At 32.4% G+C, this 12,371-nt stretch carries 12 protein-coding genes; 6 read left to right on the top strand and 6 right to left on the bottom strand.

The window, feature by feature from the left end:
• Positions 1-386: 386 nt before the first annotated feature.
• The 5 genes from HMPREF3267_RS12160 to HMPREF3267_RS12140 form a co-directional block, all read right to left on the bottom strand.
• Positions 387-1,340: a 2-hydroxyacid dehydrogenase family protein gene (locus HMPREF3267_RS12160; RefSeq protein ID WP_002492284.1), complete on the bottom strand. Its 954-nt coding sequence runs from the start codon at positions 1,338-1,340 to the stop codon at positions 387-389.
• A 68-nt stretch (positions 1,341-1,408) separates the two neighbouring features.
• Positions 1,409-1,723, bottom strand: coding sequence for a DMT family transporter (locus HMPREF3267_RS12155; RefSeq protein ID WP_070823888.1), 315 nt, complete (start codon positions 1,721-1,723; stop codon positions 1,409-1,411).
• Positions 1,723-2,055 carry a DMT family transporter gene (locus HMPREF3267_RS12150; RefSeq protein WP_062077959.1) on the bottom strand — a complete coding sequence of 111 codons (333 nt, stop codon included), beginning with the start codon at positions 2,053-2,055 and terminating at the stop codon, positions 1,723-1,725. Before HMPREF3267_RS12150 ends, HMPREF3267_RS12155 begins: the two co-directional genes overlap by 1 nt.
• 412 nt (positions 2,056-2,467) lie before the next feature.
• A complete protein-coding gene (locus tag HMPREF3267_RS12145) occupies positions 2,468-3,004 on the bottom strand; it encodes a CHAP domain-containing protein (protein WP_062077958.1) in 537 nt (178 codons plus the stop codon).
• 298 nt (positions 3,005-3,302) lie between these two features.
• The gene (locus HMPREF3267_RS12140; RefSeq protein WP_002478801.1) at positions 3,303-3,725 is read right to left on the bottom strand and encodes a DUF4870 domain-containing protein; all 423 of its coding nucleotides are present in this window, start codon (positions 3,723-3,725) and stop codon (positions 3,303-3,305) included.
• A gap of 231 nt (positions 3,726-3,956) precedes the next feature.
• Between HMPREF3267_RS12140 and HMPREF3267_RS12135 the strand changes: the two genes are divergently transcribed.
• Positions 3,957-5,030: an NAD/NADP-dependent octopine/nopaline dehydrogenase family protein gene (locus tag HMPREF3267_RS12135; protein WP_002478802.1), complete on the top strand. Its 1,074-nt coding sequence runs from the start codon at positions 3,957-3,959 to the stop codon at positions 5,028-5,030.
• Positions 5,031-5,072: 42 nt separating this feature from the next.
• Positions 5,073-6,464, top strand: coding sequence for a Na+/H+ antiporter NhaC (gene nhaC, locus HMPREF3267_RS12130; protein ID WP_070823887.1), 1,392 nt, complete (start codon positions 5,073-5,075; stop codon positions 6,462-6,464).
• A 653-nt stretch (positions 6,465-7,117) separates the two neighbouring features.
• Here the strand turns inward: nhaC and HMPREF3267_RS12125 are convergent.
• The gene (locus HMPREF3267_RS12125) at positions 7,118-7,855 is read right to left on the bottom strand and encodes a CHAP domain-containing protein (protein ID WP_002478804.1); all 738 of its coding nucleotides are present in this window, start codon (positions 7,853-7,855) and stop codon (positions 7,118-7,120) included.
• A 570-nt stretch (positions 7,856-8,425) separates the two neighbouring features.
• On the opposite strand from HMPREF3267_RS12125, the gene HMPREF3267_RS12120 reads away from it, so the two are divergent.
• The 4 genes from HMPREF3267_RS12120 to HMPREF3267_RS12105 all read left to right on the top strand — a co-directional run bounded on the left by HMPREF3267_RS12120 (position 8,426) and on the right by HMPREF3267_RS12105 (position 12,242).
• A complete protein-coding gene (locus tag HMPREF3267_RS12120; RefSeq protein WP_037543238.1) occupies positions 8,426-10,402 on the top strand; it encodes an AraC family transcriptional regulator in 1,977 nt (658 codons plus the stop codon).
• Between the two features lie 36 nt (positions 10,403-10,438).
• Positions 10,439-11,179, top strand: coding sequence for a transcriptional regulator, SarA/Rot family (locus tag HMPREF3267_RS12115; protein ID WP_037543236.1), 741 nt, complete (start codon positions 10,439-10,441; stop codon positions 11,177-11,179).
• Positions 11,180-11,208: 29 nt separating this feature from the next.
• The gene (locus tag HMPREF3267_RS12110) at positions 11,209-11,529 is read left to right on the top strand and encodes a PH domain-containing protein (protein WP_002460110.1); all 321 of its coding nucleotides are present in this window, start codon (positions 11,209-11,211) and stop codon (positions 11,527-11,529) included.
• 371 nt (positions 11,530-11,900) lie between these two features.
• The gene (locus tag HMPREF3267_RS12105) at positions 11,901-12,242 is read left to right on the top strand and encodes a transcriptional regulator, SarA/Rot family (RefSeq protein ID WP_002478808.1); all 342 of its coding nucleotides are present in this window, start codon (positions 11,901-11,903) and stop codon (positions 12,240-12,242) included.
• The last annotated feature ends 129 nt before the right edge of the window (positions 12,243-12,371 follow it).

The raw sequence follows: 12,371 nt of genomic DNA, 5'->3' as shown, positions 1-12,371 counted from the left end.
GGCCCCAACAGAGAGAAATGCGAAAAGCATTTCATCGATCAAAGCAAGTTGGGGTGGGGCCCCAACAGAGAGAAATACGAAAAGCATTTCGTCGATCAAAGCAAGTTGGGGTGGCTGAGATGGCACCCTAGGAAAGCGAGCCAACAATACGAAGTATTGAATAAAAAAGAAACACTCAGATGCGTTGAATTCAATTCATCTGAGTGTTATTTTTCTAGGATTTATGTCCCAACCTGACAAGGTTGACTTGAATTGAAAAAAGCTTAGTATAAGCGTATTTTTAATTCAATCAACTACCGTCAATATAGAGTTCCGAGTCTAAAATATCATTATGTTCTAGACTATTGTTGTATTTATATTAAAGGAAATTGATAGTTTAGAGGTCATTAATTGACGATAAATTGCGGCGTTTCACCTGTTAATTTTTTAATTGTATCATTTGCAACAATTTTAGACATCATATCACGTGCTTCATACGTCGCATTCCCAATATGCGGTGTGATGACAACGTTATCTAATGATTTCAAGCCTTCAGTAATTTTAGGCTCGAATTCATAAACATCTAATGCTGCGCCTTCAATCTCTTTATCATGCAATGCTTGTACAAGTGCTTCTTCATTAACAATAGGACCACGTCCAGCATTTACAAGATAAGCAGTTGATTTCATCAATTTAAATTGCTCAGTATCAATAAGATGATGTAGCTTTGGAGAATACGCTGCATTAATCGTGATAAAATCGGAATTTTTAAGCAACGTTTCTAAATCAACATATTTTGCACCAATCTCGCGCTCTTTTTCAACCTTTTGATGTGGACCTGTATATAAAATATCCATATCGAAAGCTTTTGCACGTTTGGCAACAGCGCCACCAATTTCGCCTAATCCAATGATACCAATCGTTTTACCTGATACTTCACGTCCTCTAAAGAAAAGCGGAGCCCATCCATCAAAGCCTTGTGTGCGTGATAATTTATCACCTTCAACGATGCGTCGAGCAACTGCTAAGACTAATCCAAAGGTAAGTTCGGCTGTTGCATTTGTAGATGCTTTAGGCGTATTTGTTACATCGATATTTTTTTCGCGAGCATAATCAACATCGACATTATTAAAACCAGCACCGTAATTTGCAATGATTTTTAAATTATTAGCAGCATCAATTACCTCTTTATCAACATTTGTCGATAAGATACTAATAAGTGCAGAAGCATCTTTGACACCACGTTTTAACGTTTCTTTATCAATAATACCTTCACCTTCATACATTTCAACTTCGAAATGCTCTTTTAATAAATTTAAACCGACTTCTGGAATTTTTCCGGCAATATAAACTTTTTCCATCATTATCACTTCCTTTAGCTCCAGTATAGTAAATTGAGAAAACGTATACAATTTATATACTTTACTAATTAGCCGAGCAGCCGGAGTCCAATTACAGCTGCAATAATTACTGCAATAAAACCTATGCGTAATGGGTATGTAGATTCTTGGTAGAACAACATACCGATAAATGTGCCTCCTGCAGTTCCTATGCCCGTCCATATTGCATAAGCAGTACCCATCGGAATGGACACCATAGCTAATTTTAAAGTTGTAAAACTAAGCACAAAGGTAAGTGCCAATAAAATTATGTAGTACCAACGAGATGTGCGTGCAAGTTGATTTAACAGCACAACACCTAAAATTTCAAAACAGCCAGCAATGATTAAATAAAACCAAGACATTAGTTGCTACCTCCATGTTCTGTTATATCAGTAGTTAACTTGAGCCCTAAAATGCCTATAATCAACATTAAGATAAGTATTAGTTTTAATATGGAGATGGGCTGATGGAAAAATAGCATGTCAACAATAACTGTTCCAGCCGCACCAATACCAACAAATAATGCATAGACTGTTCCAACGGCTAGAGACTTTGTTGCAGATATAACAAGATAGAAACTTAGCGCAATCATTAATAATGTGAAGCTCCAAGATGTCAATGAATGCGCTTGATTCAAGCTTGTGACCCATACTATTTCCAATAAACCTGCTATGATGACTTTTAACCAGGTCATTTGTTATTCCTCCTCTAGCTTTAAATCGCAACAGTCGTATTTTCTCAAATATGCTATACAACTGCAATATTTGGGCATTAAAAAAGTGTGGCACAGAAATTTAAAGCGTTCTGTTTCACACTAATTTACTTTCTTTGTATATGCTTGGAGCACCAGCTTGTATATTTTTTGAAATGCATATGCCATTTTTCCTTGCATAGAGCTTAGACAAGGTTGATTCATTAGAATGTCTGAGTCATTTATTGGTAAACGTGCATATGCTGAAAACTGTTATGATGGATACATGCGATATATAAGTATAACTAATTTTTAAATAGAACCAATTGAGTATTGTCAAAATATAGATGTGAGCCCAGGACAAGAATGATGTCCCAGGCCCAAACGTGTAATTTATGATATTTAAATATTATGCTTAGTTCATATGAATATAATTATAAGCGCTAGCTTGACTGGCTGAAATTGTGCGTGTGTCTGTTGAAAATGGACCGTTTGAGTAGTTCATTTCTGATATAGTCACTGATCCATCACTATTGACACTTTCTACGTATGCAACGTGTCCATAACTACCTTCAGAAGTTTGTAATATCGCGCCTTCTTCAGGTTGATGATCTACTGTGTAACCCGCTGCTTGAGCTGCACTTGCCCAGTTATTGGCATTGCCCCATGTAGAACCAATTTTTCCGTCGACACGGTCAAATACATACCAAGTACATTGACCGGCAGTATATAAATTGCCAGAAGATGTAGATATTGATTGTGTAGATGTGCTAGTTGATGTTGTATTTGTTTCTGTAGTGTGATATTGATAAGCTTGTTGGCTAAAGTTTTGTTGTTGATAGCTGTATTGATGTGAAGGTTGAAATTCTGCTGCATCAGCTTGATGGGATGTGCTGATTAATGTGGCACCTAATCCTGCAGTTAAAGTTGTTATTGTTAGTAGTTTTTTCATTATAATAAAATCCTCCCAATTGTATGAAATATTCACAAAGATGGTAGCGCATCTTAATTGTGAATGTTATCGTCGTTTAACGACAAAACTTACTTTAACAGAAATATACATGGAAATGTGTGATGTTATCTTTTCGTAAATAAAATAATAAAACCCTGCATCTCTCTGTAATAAAAGAGCTGCAAGGTTACAAGTGATATACAGAGCTAAATGTGCGCTGCAAAGATGAAAAGTAGCTGATTTAAATAAAACTAACCTTTAAATATTACAAATGTTTGTAACAAAAACACTGTACAATTTATTTGAAAAATCGAATGGATAATGGAGCTTGGTAATAGGTACCTTGATAATATTTAACACAGCCAATGATGTTGAAAACAGAAAAGGTAATCAGTAATCCCAAAATGACCAAATTTAATAACAAAAATATAAATATTGAAATCAAGCCTGAAGTTGGATCAAAAGGCATATAAAAAATGAGTGAAAACATCATGATTACTACAGGTACTGCACACCAAATCATATAAGAAATAAACATATTTAAATAGCTTTTTCCTGACTGATCAATTAATTTAGAATCATCTTTTTTAACTAGCCATATAATTAGAGGGCCTATAAATCCTGAGACGAAACCTAATAAGTAAATAAGCATAGCCATAAGACGAACATCGTCACTATCGTTATGTTGTGGTGTATTAAAACCTTGTGATTGTTGCGTCATAATAACTCCTCCTGAGTTTAATAAAAAATCTAATCACATTAACTATAGCAGAATAAGTAACCCATGGGTATTAAGAACGTATTAACATGCAGTACTTATGCAAATTGTAGGTTTAACATATATGATAAATGGTTATATATTTATGAATATGTATGGTGCGCTTTGTTTAAAACGCATCATTTTTTATTGAATTTATTTTGTATTGAAATATTTTAAAAGTGAGGTATTCAGATGAAAATAGCTATTATTGGTTCAGGTAATGGTGCGGTTACTGCCGCATTAGACATGGTAGATCAAGGACATGAGGTAAGATTATATTGCCGAAATCAATCACTGGAAAAATTTAATACTGCATTTGAGCGTGGCGGCTTTGATTTTAATAATGAAGGAAATGAAAAATTTATAGAATTCACTAATATTAGTGATGATATAGCTTATGTATTACAAGATGCCGAACTCGTTCAAGTGATTATTCCTTCATCTTTTATAGAATACTATGCAAAGGTTATGTCATATCACGTAACCAATGACCATTTAATCTTCTTTAATATTGCAGCGTCAATGGGCTCAATTCGTTTTATGAATGTGTTAGAAGATCGCAATATTGATGTACACCCTAAATTTGCTGAAGCTAACACGTTAACATATGGCACAAGGGTAGATTTTGCACAAGCGCGTGTTGACTTATCTCTTAATGTGCGACGCGTGTACTTTTCAACATTTAATCGTGAAGAATTAAATGATAGTTATGATAAAGTAAGTCAAATTTATCCTCAACTAGTCAAAGAAGAAAGTTTATTGAAAACGAATTTAGAAAATGGGAACCCAGAAGTGCACCCAGGGCCAACGTTACTTAATGTAGGCCGTATTGATCATGCACAAAAGTTTTCACTTTATAAAGAAGGAATTACGCAACATACAGTAAGATTACTCCATGCGATAGAATTAGAGCGTATTAATTTAGGCCGTCGATTAGGATTCGAATTAGAATCGGCGAAAGAATCAAGAATTCAACGGGGCTATTTAGAACGTACAGACGAAGATGAACCTTTAAATCGATTATTTAATACAAGTCCAGTCTTTTCTCAAATACCGGGTCCTAATCACGTAGAAAATCGTTATTTAACTGAAGATATCGCTTATGGTTTAGTGTTATGGTCAAGCATAGGTCGTGTTATTGATGTGCCGACGCCCAATATTGATGCAGTTATAATTATCGCTTCAACCATACTAGAGAGAGACTTTTTTGAAGATGGACTTACTGTTGAAGAATTAGGTCTTGAAAAGTTAGATCTCAGTTACTGATAAATAAAATCATAACTAGTTGTGAGATAAGGAGCTGACTATATGACAAGAAAACCAACGTTTTTCGAGGCACTTTCTACCATCATTGTTATGGTCTGTGTAGTGACAATAGGATTTATTGTTTTTAACATTCCCATTCAAGTACTATTACTTATTTCATCAGCTTATGCCGCATTGATTGGTATTCGAGTAGGGTTGAAATGGAATGACATAGAAGAAGGGATTACGCATCGGTTAACAACAGCGATGCCTGCTATATTTATCATATTGGCTGTGGGTATTATTGTTGGTAGTTGGATGTACGCTGGTACTGTGCCTGCTTTAATCTATTATGGATTAAAATTTTTAAATCCTCAGTATTTTTTAGTGTCTGCATTTATTATTTCTGCCATCTGTAGTTTAGCTACAGGTACAGCTTGGGGATCCGCATCAACTGCAGGTATAGCGCTTATTTCCATTGCAAGCCAATTGAATATGAATTTAGGTATGGCTGCAGGTGCCATCATTGCAGGTGCCGTCTTTGGGGATAAAATGTCACCGCTATCTGATACAACTAATTTAGCAGCATTAGTTACGAAGGTGAATATATTTTCACATATTCGTGCGATGATGTGGACGACAATACCTGCTTCACTCATTGGTATGATTGTCTGGTTTGTCTTAGGCTTACATAACGATGGTCATGTAAACACAAAGCAAATTCAATCACTATTATCTGAACTTGCAACGTTATATCAGTTTAATTTCTTTGTTTGGATACCGCTCATTGTTATTATTATTTGCCTTATGTTTAAAGTATCGACAGTGCCGTCGATGCTAGCATCTAGTATTACTGCAATTTTTGTAGGTGCGTTTAATCATCACTTTAATTTAGCAGATGGATTTAAAGCTACATTTGATGGGTTTACAGCTAATATGACTGGACATAGTCATATTTCTCATAATGCTAAAACATTAATTGAACAAGGTGGCATGATGAGTATGACTCAAATTATTGTTACCATTTTTTGTGGCTATGCATTTGCTGGTATTTTAGAAAAATCAGGCTGTTTAAATGTTTTATTAGAGACCATTTCAAAAGGTGTCAAATCAACAGGTAGCCTTATTTTAATTACTGTTATTTGTTGTTTAATGATGGTGTTTGCTGCTGGCGTAGCATCTATTGTAATTATTATGGTTGGTGTTGTGATGAAAGATATGTTTGAAGACATGGGGTTAAATCGATCAAATCTATCTAGGACGCTGGAAGATGCAAGTACAATGGTATTACCTCTTATTCCATGGGGAACTTCAGGAATATATTATGCACAGCAATTAAATGTGCCGGTTGATCAATTCTTTATTTGGACAGTACCATGTTATTTATGTGCTATATTAGCTGTTTTTTACGGGTTTACAGGTATTGGTATTAAAAAAAATAATAAAGTTACGTAAAAATTATTTCAAAGTATGTTTAACTATAGCTATATCCGGTTAATATAAAGTATGCTAATAATTATTAGAAGTCAATGTTTATTTTTGTAGCGAGAATAAATGTAGCGATATGATTATTAGTAAAATATCCTCTACATAGGATGATGGTTCAATTTTTGTAGCGAGGATTGAATCTATTAATCTTAACATGAATTCCGTAATGTGCATCATTAATATATAGACATAACCATTAAAAGAGATACTGAATTTGTGAAGTAAGGTGAGCCATAAATATGACTCACCTTATTAATGCGTTGTAAAAAGAAATGTAACATTTTATTAGATTGCATCTGTCATAAGGCACTTTGATTAATTCGTTAAGTAAAATTTAATACATAGTACGAAAACACCTTATTTTTTAAAATTTCCAGTACAAAAACACATATAAATACACAGCAATCTAGCGAGCGGGGCCCTAACAAAAAGAAATGCAACAAGCATTTCCACGGACAACGCAAGTTGGGGCTAAGCACAGAAAAACTGGCTGAAGCGGGTCTTAAGTAAGTCAATCATACAAAGTATTAAATATAAAAGAAGCACAAAGATGATTTATGTTAAACCATCTTTGTGCTATTATTTTGGGATTTATATCCCAGCCTTGATAACTTTAAATATTAATGAATGAAGTTGTATGAAGCTGCTTGAGATGCAGAGATTGTACGTGTTGTTACAACACCTGGTCCATGACCATAGTTCATTTCTGAAACAGTTACTGAACCATTACTTCCAACACTTTCAACATAAGCAACGTGACCATAGTAACCTTGAGATGTTTGCATGATTGCGCCTACTGAAGGTCTGTTATTTACAGTGTACCCAGCAGCTGCAGCAGCATTTGCCCAGTTGCTAGCATTGCCCCAAGTTGAACCAATTTTACCGCCAACTCTATCGAATACATAATAAGTACATTGACCACTAGTATATAAGTTGCTACCTGAATGTGAAGCACTTGAGATTGACACACCATGAGATGATGGTGCACTTGTAGTTGTCACATGTATGTTAGAGCTAGAAGTTGAATAGCTTGCACCCAAGCCACCAGTACGGTATGAATTTGATGAAGCATATGTGTTGCTGTAATTATAGTTGTTGTAATTGTAATAGCTATTATAGTTATTGTAATAAGTGTAACCTTGGTTTTGGTTTAATTGATTTGGTGACCAGTTACCTTTCCAAGTGTAATGATAGTTACCTTGTGCATCGATTGTATAAGAGTAGCTGTATGAGTAAGGGTCATTTGGATTATAACCGTCATGATTTGTTTGTTCAGCAGCATGAGCATGGTGTCCACCAGTCAAAGCAAATGTAGCAATTCCTGCAGTAGCGATTGTAGCAGTAGCGATTTTCTTCATTATAAAATATCCTCCCGAAAAATAATTTAATATAATTGTATTTTTTATAGTGGTTGATGAATCGGACATCAACAATTAATCATCTTGTTTAAGACAAACAATACTTTACCAGAAAAAAGTTGGTTTGTGTGGGTTGTTAACATTTTGTAATTTTCCTCTAATATATTTTAAACGTATTTTGCATAATGAGATATTTTGTAATAAAAAGAAATGCTTATATAACAGACTTTATTCAATTTTTTTTGATTTGTTAATTTTTTTATGTCATCATTTTGTAAAAAAACAGAAAATAAAATAATACAGTTGAATTATGTAGAAAATGGTGCATAGGATAATTGATGATAAAAAACATGGATAAAGGATAAAAAGTTTTAACTGATATGAAATAATATGCGAATAATAAAAAGTTGGCTATAATAAAATATGATTTTGTTACTACTTATACCGAAATAAAAATTACAATTAACTATGTGAGATAGATACATTGAAGGAATGGTGTATGAATACTTCAAGTGGGGATTGAAGTATATTGTTGTATATCTCTGTAATTAATTGATGAGAGGACGACATATGAACGGACAGTTTTCGGTAAAATTATTACAAAAGTTAAATACTTATGGGCAAAAGACAGTCAATGTTAAGTTGATTTATTGGGTGAAAGGGCAAGGTACGATTGATATTAATTTGAAGCAATATCACATGACAGAAGGGGATATTGTACTTTTAATGCTGAACGATTTATATCAAATTCAAAGCGATGATGATGCAGTGACGTTAGTTGTTGATTTGTCTTTTAAAGACTATGTGAAATATGCGAGTGAATATATTGATATCAGTGGCTATAAACTATCAAATATTGAGAAGCAACAAGTATTACCTATATTAATGAATATCATTGAGTTAGAATGCTTTAATAAAGCAGACGAACAGACAACTTTAAAAATGATTAAACATTTATGTGTTGAATTAGGTTCAATGTCGCACTTATATAGAGCAAAAACACAAAATATGACAGTATTAGATGAAGTCCATGACTATTTAATTTCACACCATACAAAAAAATTAAAAAAGCAAGAGATTGCTAATGCATTAAATATGACAAATCAAGAATTGTCAAATGTTATAAAATACCAAACACCTTTTCAAAGTATTAATCAGTATGTCAATGATATTCGCTTGAAATGCGCGCTTATCGATATTTTAAAAGAGCATCGAACTGTGGAAGATATTGCATATCAGCATGGGTTTAATCATTACTCTAGGTTTATTAATTTATTCAAAGATTCATATGGATATACCCCAAAAGAAATTAGAAAGCAGTATCATAGTTTAACAACAAGTTATTATGAAAATATTCAATATTTACCATTAAGCGAACAAACTTATCAATCTTATTTTCATAAGGTAAAACATTATACAACAGTGTCCAATAATAAAGATATCATCCTCTCTTCTAATACTTTGCCAATTTGTCATATAGAACCTAAAGATTTATTTATTACCAGCCAACAATTGTTGTACTTGAATGAGCATCAGATATTTTATGTAACACAGCATTTATTTTCTAAAAATAAACATGTTTATGTGATTATACCCATTGATTTGACTGATTTCTCAGCGGTGCAGAGAATGTGTGAATATTACCTTACTAAATTAAACTATTTAGGACTAACGCCTATATTTTATTTTAAGGGTTTAGATTTAACATACCTCGAGCAACATGGATTTAATAATGTGAATCAATTATTTATAACTTTATTTTATTCACGCTTTGTAAATGAAGTAGATGGTGTATCAATTATGTTAGATAGTACTGACAAACAAGTGATACAGAAGGTTGTTAATGAGGTTAGACAATTTTTTAACAGATGCACATTGTATTTATCAGTACCTCATCGAGATGTTAGACCATATGAATTTAATGAAATTGATGAGTATATTACCTCATACTTTATAACTTTTGAACAATTAACTACTTGGAAAAAGTATCATCACAAAGTGATTTTAGATACAACAATGTTAAATATGAATCAAAATGGCGAGATCACTCAACAAAATATAATCAATTTTTCTTTGATGGCACGGTACTATTTAATGCTTAAAGGCATAAGTTTTTCGCTTGATTTTTTGCTGCAGTATTTATTTCACGGACGTAATATGGATAACAATATGTTTTTAGCGTTTTTCAATATGATGAATCAACTTAGAGGGGATATTGTCCATCAAGATAATCAAATTATTTTAACCAAGTTTAAATTTGAGTATCAATGTTTAGCTTTCAATATGAATATTTCAACCGCAGAACAGTTACAAGACTTGCAATTAAATTTTAAAACAACTCAGCCGATGAGCCATGCTGAAAGTAGTTTAATTACTTATACAAAAGCACCGAACTTAAATCATCATCAAGATCAAACGAAAAACAAAGATAATTTGTTTCAGCCACATTTTTGGAAAGGCCAATTATCATACCCAACGATAATTAACCGTAAATATATATTGCCTAGTATGAGTATAGGGCATATTAAATTTTCACTTAGAAGCTAATGCATGGTATTTGCTGACTAAGGAGGGTGTGTAGTGATGAACATTAACACACGAATTAGATTGGTGTTAGGATGCTATTCACTAGTAAAAACCGTCAATGAAAGTTTGAGATATGCTTATCATATGAATATGCAACAATTTAAAATACTTCTATTTATTAAAGATTATTCAACAGCGCATGAGCGCCCTTTGACGATTCAAACTTTAGTGATAAAAGAACACTGCAATAAAGCAATGATGCTTAAATATCTAGCTCAGTTATACGCAATGCACTGGATATCAAAAAAGCGTAATCCTAATGATCAACGGCGACTTATTATTTATATGACCAAAATACAACATAAAAAAATTGAGCACCTGCTTCAAGAAATTAAAAAGATAATTGCAAATTATGATATAGATGCTAAGTTGGATTTACACTGTCATTTTAAACTTAAAGAGTTTATGGATGTGAAAGTACTCCACGATGACTTTGAATTAACAAGTTTACATGACAGTATACATTTAGATGAATTATTTATTTTAGGGCTTATCTATCTATATCCTAATGCGTACAATATGGCACAATTAAAATATGTTATTGAACAGCATAATATGTATATTACTCCATTGATCAAATCTTTAGTGGATAAAAAGTACATTTATAAAGAAAGATGTCGAACGGATGAACGGCAAATTCGAATAGGTATTAAAACAGATAAAATGTCCCAAGTGAAATTACTGTTTAATGAATGTTACAATACTATTGTTAACCACTTAGAATTAACCCATATATAGTCAATTCAAAGTGAATAGGATGATAAATAATGATACTTGATAATATTAATCCAAATGATTTGTTTCCAACTGAAACGAAAGGGCCATCTGTCTTAGGGATAATTGAATATCATGTTCAAGGACAATCTGAATTTGAAGGTGCATTTATAGCAACCTCAGAACGTTTAATTATGAATGTTGATATGAATGGCCAATTTTATTACAGAAATATTCCTTATAATGAAATAGAGTCAATTAACATGACTGACGATGGTATCAGTTTTACTTTTAATATTGGGAAAGTTCCAATGACGAAAATTAAGAATGGAGACATTCAACGATTTGTCGATTATGTATCTAATAAAATATAAAAAAGAAGATATGTAAATCTAAGTATTTGTTGAAGAGTATTCAATAACTTAGTTAATGATTGAACTTCATTATATGTATCAATTCCATACGTATACTAGAGGTGGTATAGTAAAGGTCATTGGCCTTACTTTTACCATCTTTTTTCTATGAAAACTGCCATCATTACATAAATAGGGATGTAATTCATTTTGGCGGAATAGAAAAATCTATAATTGCAATTAATGAATTAAATCACTTTAGCTTAATAAAAATATTGAATTTTATTATCTAATTGTTATAAAATATTATTTATAACAAGAGATGCGTTAAAATTTAAAAAACATTTAGCAAACCAAGCAACAAGATATGCATCAGAGGAGTGGTTGAAATTATGAGTAAGATAAAAAATATTGATGAACTAGTCAGTGCAACATTTCAAGTTAAACAATTTTTCAAAGCGACAAAGAAAAAATATAATTTAAGCTATGAAGAAATCTTTATTTTAAATTATATTTTAAAAAGTGAGTCCAATGAAATAACTTCTAAAGAAATTGCAGTGACTTCAGAGTTCAAGCCTTATTATTTAACAAAAGCACTACAAAAACTTAAAGAGTTAAAGCTATTATCTAAAAAGCGTAGCGTTCATGATGAAAGAACCGTTATTGTTTATGTTTCTAAAGATCAACGTCAGCGTATTCAAGAACTTATTCATGAATTAGAACAATATATTTAACTCATATAAGCATTGTTCATTAGCAAATGATGCCATCATTTATTCAAAAAAGCGCACTTTTTTCAGGAGTGATGTGCACCCCAAAAGTTGGATTAAAAATCTAACTTTATGGGGTGCACATCACAGTAG

Source organism: Staphylococcus sp. HMSC62D11, from assembly GCF_001839145.1.
In the GTDB taxonomy this organism is placed as follows: Bacteria; Bacillota; Bacilli; order Staphylococcales; family Staphylococcaceae; genus Staphylococcus; species Staphylococcus lugdunensis.
The sequence above is the reverse complement of the archived record's forward strand: the minus strand, read 5'-3'. Positions and strand labels throughout refer to the sequence as shown.